The 14,675-nt window shown below is 66.3% G+C and carries 14 protein-coding genes; 5 read left to right on the top strand and 9 right to left on the bottom strand.

Translation table 11 applies throughout. The features are described 5' to 3' along the window. On the top strand, window positions 1–1,218 hold the full coding sequence (locus tag JC881_RS22190) for a polyhydroxyalkanoate depolymerase (RefSeq protein WP_198787836.1): 1,218 nt from the start codon (window positions 1–3) through the stop codon (window positions 1,216–1,218). Window positions 1,219–1,253: 35 nt separating this feature from the next. Here the strand turns inward: JC881_RS22190 and JC881_RS22185 are convergent, their stop codons facing one another. The 7 genes from JC881_RS22185 to JC881_RS22155 form a co-directional block, all read right to left on the bottom strand. Further along, window positions 1,254–1,970, bottom strand: coding sequence for a glycosyltransferase family 2 protein (locus JC881_RS22185; protein WP_198787835.1), 717 nt, complete (start codon window positions 1,968–1,970; stop codon window positions 1,254–1,256). A gap of 8 nt (window positions 1,971–1,978) precedes the next feature. Then, complete coding sequence (locus JC881_RS22180) at window positions 1,979–3,547, bottom strand: phosphotransferase (protein ID WP_198787834.1); 1,569 nt, start codon at window positions 3,545–3,547, stop codon at window positions 1,979–1,981. Next, window positions 3,544–4,656, bottom strand: a complete 1,113-nt coding sequence (locus tag JC881_RS22175; protein WP_198787833.1) for a hypothetical protein — start codon at window positions 4,654–4,656, stop codon at window positions 3,544–3,546. Before JC881_RS22175 ends, JC881_RS22180 begins: the two co-directional genes overlap by 4 nt. Before the next feature lie 19 nt (window positions 4,657–4,675). Further along, the gene (locus JC881_RS22170) at window positions 4,676–6,430 is read right to left on the bottom strand and encodes a hypothetical protein (RefSeq protein ID WP_198787832.1); all 1,755 of its coding nucleotides are present in this window, start codon (window positions 6,428–6,430) and stop codon (window positions 4,676–4,678) included. 3 nt (window positions 6,431–6,433) lie between these two features. Next, complete coding sequence (locus tag JC881_RS22165; RefSeq protein WP_198787831.1) at window positions 6,434–7,075, bottom strand: aspartyl/asparaginyl beta-hydroxylase domain-containing protein; 642 nt, start codon at window positions 7,073–7,075, stop codon at window positions 6,434–6,436. Window positions 7,076–7,206: 131 nt separating this feature from the next. After that, window positions 7,207–7,566, bottom strand: a complete 360-nt coding sequence (locus tag JC881_RS22160) for a hypothetical protein (RefSeq protein WP_198787830.1) — start codon at window positions 7,564–7,566, stop codon at window positions 7,207–7,209. 22 nt (window positions 7,567–7,588) lie between these two features. Then, window positions 7,589–8,557 (bottom strand): LysR family transcriptional regulator, encoded by a 969-nt coding sequence (locus tag JC881_RS22155; RefSeq protein ID WP_198787829.1) that lies wholly within the window; start codon window positions 8,555–8,557, stop codon window positions 7,589–7,591. Between the two features lie 95 nt (window positions 8,558–8,652). On the opposite strand from JC881_RS22155, the gene JC881_RS22150 reads away from it, so the two are divergent. Then, window positions 8,653–9,753, top strand: coding sequence for an adenosine deaminase family protein (locus tag JC881_RS22150; protein WP_198787828.1), 1,101 nt, complete (start codon window positions 8,653–8,655; stop codon window positions 9,751–9,753). Window positions 9,754–9,761: 8 nt separating this feature from the next. Next, window positions 9,762–10,739, top strand: coding sequence for a Bug family tripartite tricarboxylate transporter substrate binding protein (locus JC881_RS22145; RefSeq protein ID WP_198787827.1), 978 nt, complete (start codon window positions 9,762–9,764; stop codon window positions 10,737–10,739). Between the two features lie 135 nt (window positions 10,740–10,874). Here JC881_RS22145 and JC881_RS22140 read toward each other — a convergent pair whose 3' ends face one another. Beyond that, complete coding sequence (locus tag JC881_RS22140; protein ID WP_042578619.1) at window positions 10,875–11,330, bottom strand: CBS domain-containing protein; 456 nt, start codon at window positions 11,328–11,330, stop codon at window positions 10,875–10,877. Between the two features lie 154 nt (window positions 11,331–11,484). On the opposite strand from JC881_RS22140, the gene JC881_RS22135 reads away from it, so the two are divergent. Together JC881_RS22135 and JC881_RS22130 are read left to right on the top strand one after the other, a co-directional pair. Next, entirely contained in the window at window positions 11,485–12,795 is a 1,311-nt protein-coding gene (locus JC881_RS22135; RefSeq protein WP_198787826.1) for an O-acetylhomoserine aminocarboxypropyltransferase, read from the top strand. Window position 12,796: 1 nt separating this feature from the next. Next, on the top strand, window positions 12,797–13,612 hold the full coding sequence (locus JC881_RS22130; RefSeq protein ID WP_198787825.1) for an alpha/beta fold hydrolase: 816 nt from the start codon (window positions 12,797–12,799) through the stop codon (window positions 13,610–13,612). Window positions 13,613–13,634: 22 nt separating this feature from the next. On the opposite strand, the gene JC881_RS22125 is transcribed toward JC881_RS22130, so the two are convergent. Continuing rightward, the gene (locus JC881_RS22125) at window positions 13,635–14,633 is read right to left on the bottom strand and encodes a Bug family tripartite tricarboxylate transporter substrate binding protein (protein WP_233101964.1); all 999 of its coding nucleotides are present in this window, start codon (window positions 14,631–14,633) and stop codon (window positions 13,635–13,637) included. Window positions 14,634–14,675: the final 42 nt, after the last annotated feature.

Here is a 14,675-nt window from a genome sequence, read left to right as displayed (position 1 = left end):
ATGCTGTACCGGGCCTACCAGAACCAAGCCGACCTTCTCTCGCCCTTGCGGCTCGCGGCGCAGTACTGGGGCAAGGCCCTCTGGAAAGACGGCACCGACCGCACCATGTCGCGGCGCCTGGCGGCCCAGTTCGAGGTGTTCTCGCGCATGCGGCTCACCCACTCGCGGCCGGCCTACGGCATCGATTCGGTGATGGTCGATGGCACGCAAGTCGTTGTCCACGAAGAGAAAACGCGGGTCTCGCCGTTCGGAACGCTGTTGCACTTCCGCAAGGACATCCAGGCCGTGCACCCGCCCGTGCTGCTGGTTGCACCACTGTCGGGCCATTTCGCGACGCTGCTGCGCGAAACCGTGCGCACCCTCTTGCGCGACCACGACGTGTACCTGACCGACTGGCACAACGCGCGCGACGTGCCGCTGTGGCACGGCGGCTTCAGCCTCGATGACTACACGCTGCAGCTCATCCAGTTCCTGGAGGCCATCGGCCCTGGCGTCCACATGGTGGCGGTCTGCCAGCCCTGCGTGGCGGCGCTGGCCGCGACCGCGCTCATGGCCGAGGACGACAACGCCGCCACGCCGCGCAGCCTCACGCTGATGGCCGGACCGGTCGATTGCCGCATCAACCCGACCGGTGTAAACGTGCTCGCGACCAGCAAGCCCATCGAGTGGTTCCGCCGCAACCTCATCAGCCACGTGCCGTGGCCGCACGCGGGCGCGATGCGGCGCGTGTACCCCGGCTTTTTGCAGCTCTCGGCCTTCATGAGCATGAACCCCGAGCGCCACAAGAAGCAGTTCCAGGACATGTTCCAGCACCTGGTGGAAGGCGACATCGAGAAGGCCCGCACCATCGGCGGCTTCTACGACGAGTACCTCGCGGTGAACGACCTGCCGGCCGAGTTCTACCTGGAGACGGTGGAGCGCGTGTTCCAGACCTACGACCTGCCGCGCGGCGTGCTCACCGTGGGCGAGCGCACGGTGAACCCCGCGGCCATCCGCCGCACCGCACTGCTCACGGTCGAAGGCGAGCGCGACGACATCTGCGCGGTCGGGCAAACGGTGGCCGCGCAGGACCTGTGCACCGGCATCCGGCCGTACCTGAAGACGCACCACCTGCAGGCCGGCGTCGGTCACTACGGCGTGTTCAGCGGCAGCAAGTGGAACGCGCAGATCTATCCGCGCGTGCGCGAGACGATCCACGCGGCGGCCGAGCTGCACTGAGGCCGCAGCCAGGCCGCAGCCGCTTCACGCGGGTTTCAGTCCCACCGTTTCGCGGCCGCCTCTTCGTACTCCTGCGGCGTTCCGCAGAACACGATCTCGCTGCGGTCGACGAGCTCGTAGGCCACGCGCCCGCCCTTCTCGATCAGCGCGTTGTAGCAAGGCGCGATGTAGTACTCGCCGCGCGTCATCGCCTGCCTCGCGCGCTGGTGCGCGAAGGCCTCGTCGAAGACCCGCGCATCCGCGAAGTGATAGAGGCCGTCGCTGCAGAGGTTGGAGATGCGCTCCTTCTCCGTCGTCCGAAGCACCGCATGGTCCGGGCCCGGTTCCACGAACGACCAGTGATCGCCCTCGCCCTCGAACACCTCCAGGTACCCCAGCGCATCGGCCGCCCGGGGCGACTTGCTGAAGCCCGGGCGGATGGTGTCGATGTTGAAGACGTACAGCGCATCGCCCGGCGGCATCTGCCGCAGCCCCTGGTGCACCGTGTCGGCCTGCCCGAGCGTGTCGCCCTCGATCTCGACGATGCGGAATTCCTTCACGCCCAGGGTCTTCAGCTCCTGCTTGATGAACCCCGCGACGTCGTGGTCGCGCCGCACCACGAAGAGAAAAAGATCGTTCGCGAAGTAGCGCTCGAACGACTTCACGACATGGAAGAACACCGTCTGCCCATGCAGCGGCAGGCGGTACTTGGGCAGCGCGTAGCCGGCCTCGGTGAAACGGCGGCTCTTGCCGACCATCGGTATGACGAACATGTTTTTTCTCAGTGCTCCATGTGCGCCATGAGCTCGTAAAGGCGCAGTGCGTTGGCGAGCATCGCGCGCTGGCGGCGCGGCGTGTCCTGGTGCAGCGGCAGCATCGACAGGAACAGCATGACGGTGATGGGCGCCACATGCCGCGCCGTCATGCCGTTCAGAAGCGGCAGGCCCGCGAACAGCTTCTGGATCGCGGCCGCGTCTTCGTCGGCGTGGATGCGCAGCTGGAAGTCCAGCCCCGTGCCCTCGTCGATGTCGAAGGCGTCGGCCACGATGTAGTCGTACAGGCCCAGCACCGAATGCGCGAGCTTCGCGAGGTCGTAGCGCAGGTCGCCCACCAGGCGCGCCTCGCCGCGGAAATTGAGGCCGCGCGGATCGATCACCTTGATGCAGTCCGAGCGCGTGTCGAACAGGATGTTGCTCAGGCACAGGTCGCCGTGCATCACGCCCGGCACCAGCGGCACGCGCGCCGCGGCCTCGATGCAGCGGTCCAGGATGTCCGAAAGCGACGGCAGCGTGCGGCCGTTCAGCCGCGTGGGCGCCGACACGCTCAGGCCGCAACCGTCGGCATAGGCGTTCATGCGCGCCCGGGTCTTTTCCGCGAGCATGCCGCGGCTGTCTTCGGCCACGACCTGCCGCTGGCTGTCGCTCAACGGCACGGCCGACTGGCAGGCGGCCAGCCAGTCGGCCAGGTGCTTGAACACGCGCGACCAGAATGCCGTCGAGTTGCAGCCGTGCACGTACAGCTCGTTGAGCGGCGCCATGCACAGGTACTCCAGCTCGTAGCCGTAGCCGTCGGGCGCGACCGGGCCGTGGTCCAGCAGCTGCGGCGCGTACACGCGAAGGCGCGGCGGCAGCGCGCCGAACCACTGCGCCTCGGCCTTGATCTTCTCGGCAGGCCTGCCCGTCTTGCGCACCCGGCGGTCGCCGATCGCCAGGTCGTTGAACGCGCGCTGCGTGGTGATCTGCGCGCGCGATCGGTAGAAGGTGTTGACGTGTCCGAAGTCCGACCACTTGTCGGTGTGCACCCGCTCCAGGTAGCAGGCCTCGTCGTAGGCCGAGACGGCCTTCTCGAACGCGCCGCGCGCCGCCACCAGGCACTTGGCCAGCCGCCCCACCGAGTGGAAGGCGAAGTAGCCGCACCACACGCGCGTGCCGGCGTCGGGCCCCTGGTCGACGTGCCAGTCGTAATCGTCCGCGGACTCGGCCACGCAGAGGCAGTCCCAGGCGGGCGGAAGGTCCTCGATCAGCGTGTCGCCGTGCAGGATGCGCAGCCCCTCGCCGTAGTTGCCGATGGTGTTGATCGAGAACAGCACCGAATCGGCCAGCGTGAGCCCGTCGGGCACCCGCAGCACCTGCACCGCCTGCGCCTCGAGCGCGCGCACGTCGCGGTGCGGGATGGCGTAGCTCTCGGGCAGCGAAAGATAGATGGCCTCGCCGGGAAAGCGCGCCTGCAGCACCGCGAACTGCCGCAGGAACAGGCGCCGGTTGCCCACGGGCAGAAAGGCGGGCGGCAGGCGGCCGAATTCCGATTGCAATTCCGAATCGACGTAGGCGGCGGAAGTGATGACGATCACTGCGCTGGCCCCAGGTCGATGGCGAGGAATTGTTTGACCTCCGCGCCCGAAATCGAATAAGACGCCAACGCACGCTGCACGATTTTCATGAGCCGGGGGTTGTGGACCGCGGCGCGCTGGTCTTCGTTGGCCCAGGCGTAGGGCGGCAGGTTCCTTTCCTGGCCGACCACGTCGTCTTCTGCGTCCAGCCCTTCCAGGATCTTGAGCATCAGGGCGCGGCCGCGCCAGATGTTGTCCTTGATCACCGGCGTGCCATCGGCGAATTTCCGGTCCCGCAATTCCGGGGGAATGATCATGGGAAATTCCTTTTTCTTGACGAGTTCCGCCAACCGGTTCCAGAAATGCCTGACGTCATAGGGATTGGGATTGAGAAAAACCTGTTCGTTCAATTCCCGCAATGACGAAGGCAATGGCGTGTTCCACAATTTCGGATTGCGATCGTTTTCCGCCAGCGTGACCCATTCCGCCCATTTGGCCATGCCTTCCAGGAACCAGCTGGCGCGGAACATGGTGTAGCCGTATTGGTATAAATGGAACAACTCATGCGGAATGAGAAAATCCTTGACGCGCTCGTGATTGCCTTTCAATGCGGAATTGATGGCCATTGAAATCGAGCATTTATCGGCGCGAATACTGCTGCCTGGATAGCGAATCACCGCCGAAAACGACAGGCCGCGCTTGTCCGTGATCTCGGGGCTGTAGACATCGAAGTTCAGGAAATCGATATCGATGGATTCGGCCTGCCGGAACCTCGGGCTGGCGAGCGGATCGCGGAAGCCGTTGCGGTTGAAGATCTGCCGGACGGTGTCCAGATGGAGCGCCGCGTCTTCTACGATATCGGGCACGCCATTGCGATTGATATCTGCATTGCTATACAGCGCGTGCGGGCCCGATTGCGTATAGAACACGCGAATGCCATTGAATTCGAATTTCTGTTCCAGTTCGAGCCGGTGCTGATTCCTGGAATTGCGGCATCCCGGCGCCTCCTGCAATTCCCGGGCGGACACCGAAGGCACGCACGCGGCGTACGCAATCGCACCGCCCGCGAGAATCTGCTTCCAGGGCAATCGGATGGCCGGCATCGGGGCGCCTGCGGCGGATATTCGCATGGTTATTTCGGTGAATTCTTCAACTCAGGGAATTCCAGAGCAATTTGTCCATTTCGCTCGATGGTCCCGAGGGTAGATCGATGGCGAGCAATTTCCGCAATTCATTCTTTCCATAGGACGCAGCGGGCATCGCCTCGACGGGCACGATGTTTTCGAGGGGGCGGCGCCGTACACCCTGGAACAACAGCGAATGCGCGAGCGAACAATGCGAGCGCAGGCGCCTCGGAAATCCGAACCATTTTTCGTCGATCGCCTGGGTCTGGAGCTTCAGCGTGTTGGCGTAGCAGCCGATGGCTTCCGGAGATCCGATCGCGAATTGATCGCCCGCATAAAGCGTCTTGGTGACCATCAAATGATTGAAATAAATGACGCGCTGTTTGCGGCATTCTTCGGCCATTTTTATCCAGTCCGGTTTTTTGTCGCTTGCCCGGAATGTGCGGTCGGGCCTTATTCTGAGCACGAGATCGAAGGCTCCGCCGTCGTCCATCATCAGGCGGTGCGCTTCCTGGATCTTGTAGAACATCTTGCGCTGGTTGTTCGTGTCGTTCTCGAATTCGGGCCTTTGATGGCTTTCAATGACAATTGCCGTATCATTTCCATAGACCGCTTTGATATCCGATTCATTGACCGTTGAAGATACCGCCAGCATCGAAAAGAAATTCGGATACGCCTTTTTCATCGCTTCGAGGCCGTATTGAAATCCCGCCTGCTTATAGGCCTGCGCAAATGCTGCATGCTTGAATATGCGATCGACGCCATTTCCAGACAGCGGATCGGGAAATCGCCAGCCGGTGTCTTCCCAGGTGTGGACGAAATATTTCACGCGGTGGCCGTCGAGGTGCAGGTGCTTCCAGGTCTCGAAAGCCTCCGCATAACCTCGCATCTGGCCCGAAATACAAATCGCAATATCGAGTTGCTGCCTGTTCAATTCGCGGGGCGGACTTTGGACTGCGGTACCGAATGCACGGGCAATTCTCGCGCTGGACAGCGCCGCGCCACCTTTTTCAGCCGCGACAGATTCGCGCACCTGCTGAAGCGCCCGATCGTAGACCGCCTCGTCCAGCAAAGCGCACCCCAGAATCAGGACGCGGCAGATGGCCGTATCTTTCAGGCGCCGGATTCCTTTTTCGTCCTGCAGGATATCGGTGACGAATTCCCTGAATATCTTTCCATTGGCCGGAAGCGCGGTCTGGAAGAATTTGCAAAGGGTCTCGTGGTTCTGGCTTTCAAAGAAATCGATCAGGTTTTCTTTTTGAACATCTTCCCCATAGCCTTCAAATCCTTCGATCGCCAATTTCAATGCAATCAAATCCTGAGGATTCTCGGAAGATTTCTCCTCGATCAAAGGCCGCGCAATACCGGCAATGCTCTGATAGGTCGCCGCGTGATGCCTTTTCAACCCCGCCAGATAGGTGGCGAATTCAAACGGAGACGCATCGATCACCTGCGCCAGCCGCCGCGCCAGTTGCGCGATCTGCCCCGCGATCAGCTGCGTGAACGCGACGTCCATCCCCTGCTGGTCCTTCTGGAACGCCGCTTTCCACCGCTCGCTGCTCCGCAACTCCAGCGCCGCATTGACGTTGCCCGACAGGATCAGCGCGTCCTGGTACCTCGGAAGAATCTCCTTGCTGAACGCGTGCTCCTCCTTCAGCGCGCTGCGCAGGCGGTAGAGGCCCAGCTCCAGCTGGTCCGACTTGCCCAAGGCGTGCAGGTCGGCGTCGATGTCCGCCGCGGATGTCCAGGCGCCGAAGCCGTTCAGGTCATCGGTGGGCATCGGTCAGTCCGTCGCCGCGAAGGCGTCGGTCTTCTGGAACACCGGCAGCCACGGCTCGGCCAGCATGCGCAATTCAGGCCCCGGGTTCAGGCCCATCAAGAGGTGCGCGCGGCTGGAGGGCTGGTTGCTGCGGTTCACGGCGCGGTGGTTCACGTCCACCCGCACCAGCCAGGCCGAGCCGTCGGCGGGCAGGTGCACGCTCTCGATGCTGCCGTCGGCGCGCTGCCACTCGAAAAAGCAGTTCGGGTTGGTGACGATCGGGATGTGCAGGCGCCAGGTTTCCTTGAGCGCATCGGTGTGCAGCGGCATCTCGGCGCCCTCGCTCTCCAGCTGCATGATGCGCGCGCGAAAGGGCGCCAGGCCCGTCTCGCGCAGCGCATCCATCACCTCGGCGAGATACCCCGAGCAGGCGTCGGTCCGCGCGGTGCCGGGCACGAAGGGCTGCTTGCCGGGGATGCGGCGGATGCCGTCGGTGAGCGTGCCGTCGCGGCTCGTGACGGCCCAGCCGATGTAGTCCACGCGGTTGTCGCGGTACGGCATCGAGGGCAGCGTGCAGACGTGCGCCAGGAAATGGCGCCGCAGCGCATCGGCATCGATGCGGAAATCGGCCAGCCTCGCGAACATGACATCTCGTGAGTGCTTCATGTCTTCTCCTCGTTCCTCTTTCTTGTCGGTGCCATCGCGAACGGATGGCGCGGATCGCGCGAGGCGCTTGCACAAACGATGAGGCAAGGCTGCGCGCACAAGCGCGGGGTCGGCGGGCGAGAGGCCCGGACCTATGCGAAGAAGGCGGGAGTTTGCGGCGGCCGCGTGGGCCGCTCGAGGTACGTCAGCGAGACGAACGCCGGCGCGAATTCCGGCTGCGATGCCGGCAGCGGCGCGAAGCCGAAGAGGTGCTCGACAAAGGGCGCTTCGATGCTGTGGCCGATGTCCAGGTCCGCGTCGTCCGCGGGCTGCGTGGTACCGGCCACGCCGGCCGTGTTCACCGCATCGGTGGTGGCGGACGCGTCGGCAAAGAGCACGTGCGCCACCTCGTCGCGCTGGTTGGCCGCGTCGACCAGGCCCTGCGCAAACACCACGAGCCCGTGGCAGCACAGGAGGATCGCGAACACGGCGGCGACGAGCGGGCGAGGCATGTGCGGCGCATCTTAGCCGCGGCTAGGGCTGGCGTCGAACGCGTGTTCCCCGAGTGACACGGCGCACTTGGGGCTCTCCACTTTGGGGCAACCGGTTACGCAGTAATGCGATGAGGTCCTGCGCCACCACGTTGCGCATCGGGCCCGGCAGGTAGGCGAGCACCACGCGGCGCTCGATGCGGGGCTTGAGCAGCGGCACCACCGCGAGCTCCGGGTCGCGCAGCGACGTGGTGTACAGGCGCGGCATCAGCCCGAGCGCCTGGCCGCTGCGCACCAGCGCGTAGAGCGTTTCGGAATAGCTCACGCGGTAGGGCTCGGCGCCCTGCGCAAACTGTGCACGCGCGGGGTTGCCCAGCGCCGGCATGCTGCCGCTCTCGAACAGCACGAGGCGTTCGCGGCCGATGGCCTCCCAGTTCGCATCGCCGGCCGCGGCCAGCGGATGGTCGCGGCGCACCACCAGCACCAGCGGATCGCGGAAGAGGTCGATGCAGGTGAGGCCCCCCGGCGGCTCGGTGATGGCGGCCACCGCCATGTCGAGCTGGCCGCTGCGCAGTTCGGCCAGGAGGGTGGTCGAGGGCGCATCGCGCCAGGCCAGCTCGACCTCGCGCTGGCCGTCTTGCTCGAGGAATTCGCTCACGACCGCGGCCACGCGCGCGCTGGCCGAAGGGATCACGCCTACGCGCACGAAGGCACGGCCGCGCTGCACGGTGCTTTCGATGTCGCGCAGCGCCACCTCGAAGGTGTTGACCAGGAAGTCGGTGCGCGCGAGCACCTCGGCGCCCACGGGCGTGAGTTCGAGGCGGTGGGTGGAGCGGGTGAGGAGTTCGGCGCCGAGGAGCTTTTCCATCTGCTTGATGGCGTTGCTGAGCGCGGGCTGCGTGATGGCCAGGCGGCGCGCGGCGCGGCCGAACTGGCCTTCTTCCACCAGCACCGAGAAGAACTGCAGCTGGCGCAGCGTGAGCGCACGCAGGGGCAAGGCGGCTGTGGCCATGGCATCTCCAGAGAGCGGCGGTTATTGATCGGGTGAATCAAATTATAGAAATTCAAAATTTTCCTTATGGGGCCGCGCTGCCTAGACTGGTCAGCATGACCAGCCCCTCCATGCCGCATTCGCCGCCCTTCACGCTGGAATCGTTCCTCCGCGCGATCCCCAAGGTCGAGCTGCACTGCCACCTGTTCGGCACCGTGCGCCACGAGACCTTCAAGCAGCTGAACCTGCGCGCCGGCGCGCCGCTGGCGGCCGACGAGATCGAGGGCTTCTACACGCGCGGCGAAAAGCCGGTCGGCGTGCTGCGGGTGCTGCGCGCGCTCGACGCGCAGCTGGTGCGCGGCCCCGGCGACCTGTACCAGCTCACGCTCGAATACCTGCAGGACGCGGCCTCGCACAACGTGCGCTACGCGGAGTTCTTCTGGAACCCGACCGGCACGGTGCACGGCTCGGGCATTCCGTACGCGATGGCGCAGGCCGCGATCGTGCGCGCGGTGCAGGATGCGCAGCAGGAGTTCGGCATCACCGGCCGGCTTATCGCGGCCATCGACCGTGAGGCAAGCCCCGAGGCGGCGGTGGAGATGGTCGAGTGGGTCGTGGCGCACCGCTGCGACGAGGTGATCGGCATCGGCATCGATTACCGCGAGGTCGACCGGCCGCCCGAGCTGTTCACAGAGGCTTATGCCGCGGCGAAGAAGGCGGGCCTCAAGACCACCGCGCATGCCGGCGAATTCGGCATGCCCTGGACGAATGTGCGCACCGCGCTCGACGTGCTGCAGGTGGACCGCATCGACCACGGCTACACGGTGGTCGACCAGCCCGACTACGCGCGCGAATGCGCCGAGCGCGGCGTGCTCTTCACCGTGGTGCCGACCAACTCGTACTACCTGCGCACGCTCTCGCCCGAACGCTGGGCCATCGACCATCCGATCCGCCGCATGCCCGGACTCGGGCTGCGCATCCACCCCAACACCGACGACCCGACGCTGCACAAGGTCACGCCCACCGGGGCGTGGCTGATGATGGTGCGCGACTTCGGCTTCGGGCTGGACGATCTGCGCGGCTTCATGCACAACGGCCTCGATGGCGCATGGATCGACGACACCCAGCGCTGCGCATGGCGCACGCAGTGGAGCGAAGCGTTCGACACGCTGCGCGCCCGCCTCGACACCGAACCCACGCCTTCCACCCTCGGATGAACCACGCCATGAACACGCCCCGCCGCCTTCTTCTTGCCGCCGCACTTTGCGCCGCCCTGCCCACCGCCGCGCTCGCGCAGGCATGGCCAACCGCCAAGCCCATCACGCTGATCGTTCCGTACACGGCCGGCGGCAGCGTGGACGTCAACGCGCGGCTGGTCGCGCAGCGCCTGGGCGAGCGGTTGAAGCAATCGGTGGTGATCGACAACGTGAGCGGCGCGGGCGGCGCCATCGGCGTGGCCAAGGCGGTGAACGCGGCGCCCGACGGCTACACGCTGGTGGTCGGGCCGGACAGCGCGATCGCCATCGGCAAGCTGGTGAATCCGACGGCCTTCCGCTTCGATCCGCTGAAGGATCTCGCGCCGGTGGGCCTCTTGAACACCGCGCCGATGGTGCTGGTCGCGCGGCCCGGGCTCGAAGCGCAGACCTTCGCCGATTTCGTGAAGCTCGCCAAGGCCAAGCCCGGCCAGTACAACTACGCCACCTCGGGCGTGGGCACCGTGCTGCAGCTGGCGATGGAACTGCTCAAGGAGCGCAGCGGCATCTTCGTCACGCACGTGCCGTACCGCGGCGGCGCGCAGATCGCCACCGACGTGATCGGCAACCAGGTGGACCTCGCGATGCTGGTGAGCACCAGCGCCATTCCGCACGTGAACGGCAAGAGGCTCAAGGCGCTGGGCATCACCAGCAACAAGCGGCTGGCCGCGCTGCCCGGCGTGCCCACCTTCGACGAGATGCCGGGCCTGAAGGGCTTCGACATGGTGAGTTGGACGGGCATCTTCGCGCCCGCGAAAACGCCGCCGGCCGTGGTCGCGCAGATCAACCAGGAACTCAATGCGGTGCTGCAGGAGGAAGGGGTGCGCTCCAAGCTGATGGAGCAAGGGGCGCTGCCGGGGAGCGGCACGCCGGAGGCGTTCGGCAAATTCGTGCAGGCCGAATACGCGCGCAATCAGAAGATCGTGCAGACCGCCAACATCAAGGAATAACTGGGCTCGCCCCCAGGCTGCGCGCACTGCGTGTCGCTTCGCCAACCCCCTACCGGGGGCAACACCTGAGGCCCGGCGAAGCCGGTTCCTCGGTGTTTTTGCATTGCATCGGGCATTGCACCCGACGCGTGCGGATCAGCCGGTCTTGCTCTCGTCTTCGGCCGGCCAGTCGCGGATGTAGGCCTTGAGCATCTTGTTCTCGAAGTTCTGGCTGTCCACCACGGCCTTGGCCACGTCGTAGAAGCTGATCACGCCCATCAGCATGCGCTTGTCCATCACGGGCATGTAGCGCGCGTGGCGCTCCAGCATGATGCGGCGGATTTCGTCCAGGTCCGTTTCCAGGGTGCAGGTGACGGGGGCGTCGTCCATGGCCTTGCGCACCAGCGTGGTCCCGACCTGGCCGCCGTTGCCCACGATGGCCACGATCACTTCGCGGAAGGTGAGCATGCCCACCAGGTCGCCGTGTTCCATGACCACCAGGGAGCCGATGTCCTTTTCCGCCATCGTGGTGGCGGCTTCTGCCAGCAGGTCGTCTGGCGTGATGGTGAAGAGCGTGTTGCCCTTGACGCGAAGGATGTCGCTGACTTTCATCGTGTGCTCCTCTCGGGGACTCTCGAACTCTCGTACTGGGCGGGGTGCCGATTTGAATATAGCCCACAATCGACGCCGACCTGAACGCCCCTGTCGCCCGCGCATGCTTTGCAGACGTAACGGGGCATTGCGAAGAGACAACAGAAAGGCCCTCATGCCCGGCTATTCCGACCCCGGTTTCGACACCCTCGCGCTGCACGCCGGCGCCTCGCCCGACCCCGCCACCGGCGCGCGGGCGGTGCCGATCCACCTGACCACCTCGTTCGTCTTCGAGTCGAGCGACCACGCGGCCGCGCTCTTCAACCTGGAGCGCGCGGGCCATGTGTATTCGCGCATCAGCAACCCGACCAATGCGGTGCTGGAGCAGCGCGTGTCGGCGCTGGAAGGCGGCATCGGCGCCATCGCCACCGCGAGCGGGCAGGCGGCGCTGCACCTGTCGATCGCCACGCTGATGGGCGCGGGCTCGCACATCGTGGCGAGCACGGCCCTCTATGGCGGCTCGCAGAACCTGCTGCACTACACGATGCGCCGCTTCGGCATCGAGACCACGTTCGTGAAACCCGGCGACCTGGATGGCTGGCGCGCTGCGGTGCGGCCCGAGACCAAGCTCTTCTTCGGCGAGACCGTGGGCAACCCGGGCCTGGACGTGCTCGACATTCCGGCCGTGAGCGACATCGCGCACGAAGCGGGTGTGCCGCTGCTGGTCGATTCGACGCTGACCTCGCCCTACCTCATCAAGCCCTTCGACTGGGGCGCCGACCTGGTCTACCACTCGGCGACCAAGTTCCTCTCGGGCCACGGCACGGTGATCGGCGGGATCGTCGTGGACGGCGGCAGTTTCGACTGGGAGAAGTCGGGCAAATTCGCGGAATTGACGCAGGCCTACGACGGCTTCCACAACATGGTCTTCAGCGAGGAGAGCACCGTCGGCGCGTTCCTCTTGCGCGCGCGGCGCGAGGGCCTGCGCGACTTCGGCGCCTCGATGAGCCCGCACACCGCGTGGCTGATCCTGCAGGGCATCGAGACGCTGCCGCTGCGCATGGAGCGGCACATCGACAACACGCAGAAGGTGGTGGCGTTTCTCGCGAGCCATCCCTTCGTCTCGCGGGTGGGGCATCCGCTGATCGAATCGCACCCGAGCCATGCGCTCGCGCAGAAGCTCCTGCGCCACGGCGCGCGCGGCGCGGGCGCGGTGTTCAGCTTCGACATCAAGGGCAGCCGCGCGCAGGGCAAGGCCTTCATCGAGGCGCTCAAGCTCTTCAGCCACCTGGCCAACGTGGGCGATTGCCGCAGCCTGGTGATCCACCCCGCGAGCACCACGCACTTCCGCATGACCGACGAGGCGCTCGCGGGCGCGGGCATTTCGCAGGGAACGATTCGCCTGTCGATCGGGCTGGAAGATCCGGCCGACCTGATCGACGACCTGAAGCGCGCGCTCAAGGCCGCGGAAAAGGTGGGTGCCTGACATGCACTACACCGTCAACGGCCACGCCACCTACTGCTACACCGGCGGCAAGCCCTTCGATGCGGCCAGGCCCACGGTCGTGTTCATCCACGGCGTGCTCAACGACCACAGCGTGTGGATTTTGCAGAGCCGCTGGTTCGCCAACCACGGCTGGAACGTGCTCGCGGTCGACCTGCCGGGCCACTGCAAGAGCGACGGCCCGCCGCCCGCGAGCGTGGAAGAGGCCGCGCAGTTCGTCGTCGCGCTGCTCGATGCGGCCGGCGTGCAGAAGGCGGCGCTCGTGGGCCACAGCTTCGGCTCGCTGATCGCGCTCGAAACCGCTTCGCGCACGCCCGATCGGGTGACGCACCTGGCGCTGGTCGGCACGGCGTATCCGATGGTGGTGTCGCCCGCGCTGCTCGACGGTGCGCTGAACGATCCGCAGCGCGCGATCGCGATGGTCAACACCTTCTCGCATTCGCTGCTCGCACCGCCGCCCTCGTCGCTGGGCCCCGGCACCTGGCTGTACGGCAGCTCGCGCGCGCTGATGCGCCGCGTGCTCGCGAGCAACCGCGACCACAACGTGTTCCACATCGGCTTCAAGGCCTGCAACGACTATGCGAACGGCGAGGCCGCGATCGAAGCGGTGCAGTGCCCGGTGCTGTTCCTGCTCGGCGATGCCGACCAGATGACGCCGCCGCGCGCTACCAAGGCGCTGGTCGGCAAGGCGCGCAACGCGAAGGTGGTGACGGTGCATGCCGGCCACTCGCTTATGAGCGAGGCGCCGGACGAGACGCTGTTCGCGCTGCGCGATTTCCTCGGCACGCCGGCGAACTGAGCCTTCGGAAAGGGCTCGCGGGCTACTCGTTCGCGACGATGCCCGCGCGGTGCGCCAGCGCGCGGTAACGCGGAATCTCCGTCTCCACCTGCCGCAGGAAACTGGCCGCGCCGACCATCGCCGGCTCGATGCCCTGCGCGCGCAGCTGGGCTTGCAACGCGGGGCTGGCGAGCGTCTGCGCGATGGCGTGCGTGAGCGTGGCGAGCACCGGCGCGGGCGTGCGCGGCGGTGCGGCAAAGCCGTACCAGGCGTCGAAGCTGGCCTCGGGCAGCCCCTGCTCGGCCAGCGTGCACACGCCGGGCAAAAGGCCCGAGCGCGCGGCGCCCATGATGCCCAGCGCGCGCAGCTTGCCCGAGCGCACATGGGGCGCGACCGAGGCCACGGTGTCGATGCCCATCTCGACCTCCCCGCCCATCACGGCCACCAGCGCCTGGCTGCTGCCGCGGTACGCGATGTCCTGCAGCCGGATGCCCGCGGCCAGCGCGAACAGTTCGCCCGTGAGGTGCGAGCCCGAGGCGTTGCCGAAGGTGGCGTAGCGGATGCGTTCGGGACGCGCCCTGGCCGCCTCGACCAGCTCGGAGAGCGACAGCCACGGCGTGCCGCTGCCCGCAACGAGCACCAGCGGCACCCGCGCGACGATGGCGATGGGCGCGAGATCGCGCGACGGGCGGTAGGCGCGCTCGGCGCGCAGCGCGGGGTTCACGCTGTAGCTGGTGGAGCCCGCCAGCAGCAGCGTGTAGCCGTCGGGCCGGGCGCGGGCGACGATCTCGGTGCCGATGAGGGTGGAGGCGCCGGGCCGGTTGTCGATCACCACGGGCTGGCCCAGGTGCTGCGAGAGGGCCTGGCCGATCATGCGCGCCACGATGTCCGTGCCGCCGCCGGCTGCGAAGGGGACGACGAGGCGGATCGGCTTCTGCGGCCACGCATCTTTTGCCGTCGCCGCTGCATGCGCCACGAGCGCCGCGCCCGAAACCCCGCAAAGAAGCACGCGGCGCGAGATGCCGGCGGCGGTCTGTTTCAAGGCACGCGCGGGCACGAGGGACAAGGGGCCGCGGCCGGTCGC

The organism is Variovorax sp. IB41, assembly GCF_016405905.1.
Taxonomy (GTDB): domain Bacteria; phylum Pseudomonadota; class Gammaproteobacteria; order Burkholderiales; family Burkholderiaceae_C; genus Variovorax.
Note: the sequence above shows the minus strand (reverse complement) of the source record. Positions and strands in the feature narration are given on the sequence as shown.

Bases quoted from the DNA above. Each gene is read 5' to 3' on its own strand.
- JC881_RS22190 (WP_198787836.1), top strand. From the start codon at position 1: ATGCTGTACCGGGCCTACCAGAACCAAGCCGACCTTCTCTCGCCCTTG.
- JC881_RS22185 (WP_198787835.1), bottom strand. From the start codon at position 1,970: ATGTTCGTCATACCGATGGTCGGCAAGAGCCGCCGTTTCACCGAGGCC.
- JC881_RS22175 (WP_198787833.1), bottom strand. From the start codon at position 4,656: ATGCGAATATCCGCCGCAGGCGCCCCGATGCCGGCCATCCGATTGCCC.
- JC881_RS22170 (WP_198787832.1), bottom strand. From the start codon at position 6,430: ATGCCCACCGATGACCTGAACGGCTTCGGCGCCTGGACATCCGCGGCG.
- JC881_RS22165 (WP_198787831.1), bottom strand. From the start codon at position 7,075: ATGAAGCACTCACGAGATGTCATGTTCGCGAGGCTGGCCGATTTCCGC.
- JC881_RS22160 (WP_198787830.1), bottom strand. From the start codon at position 7,566: ATGCCTCGCCCGCTCGTCGCCGCCGTGTTCGCGATCCTCCTGTGCTGC.
- JC881_RS22155 (WP_198787829.1), bottom strand. From the start codon at position 8,557: ATGGCCACAGCCGCCTTGCCCCTGCGTGCGCTCACGCTGCGCCAGCTG.
- JC881_RS22150 (WP_198787828.1), top strand. From the start codon at position 8,653: ATGACCAGCCCCTCCATGCCGCATTCGCCGCCCTTCACGCTGGAATCG.
- JC881_RS22145 (WP_198787827.1), top strand. From the start codon at position 9,762: ATGAACACGCCCCGCCGCCTTCTTCTTGCCGCCGCACTTTGCGCCGCC.
- JC881_RS22140 (WP_042578619.1), bottom strand. From the start codon at position 11,330: ATGAAAGTCAGCGACATCCTTCGCGTCAAGGGCAACACGCTCTTCACC.
- JC881_RS22135 (WP_198787826.1), top strand. From the start codon at position 11,485: ATGCCCGGCTATTCCGACCCCGGTTTCGACACCCTCGCGCTGCACGCC.
- JC881_RS22130 (WP_198787825.1), top strand. From the start codon at position 12,797: ATGCACTACACCGTCAACGGCCACGCCACCTACTGCTACACCGGCGGC.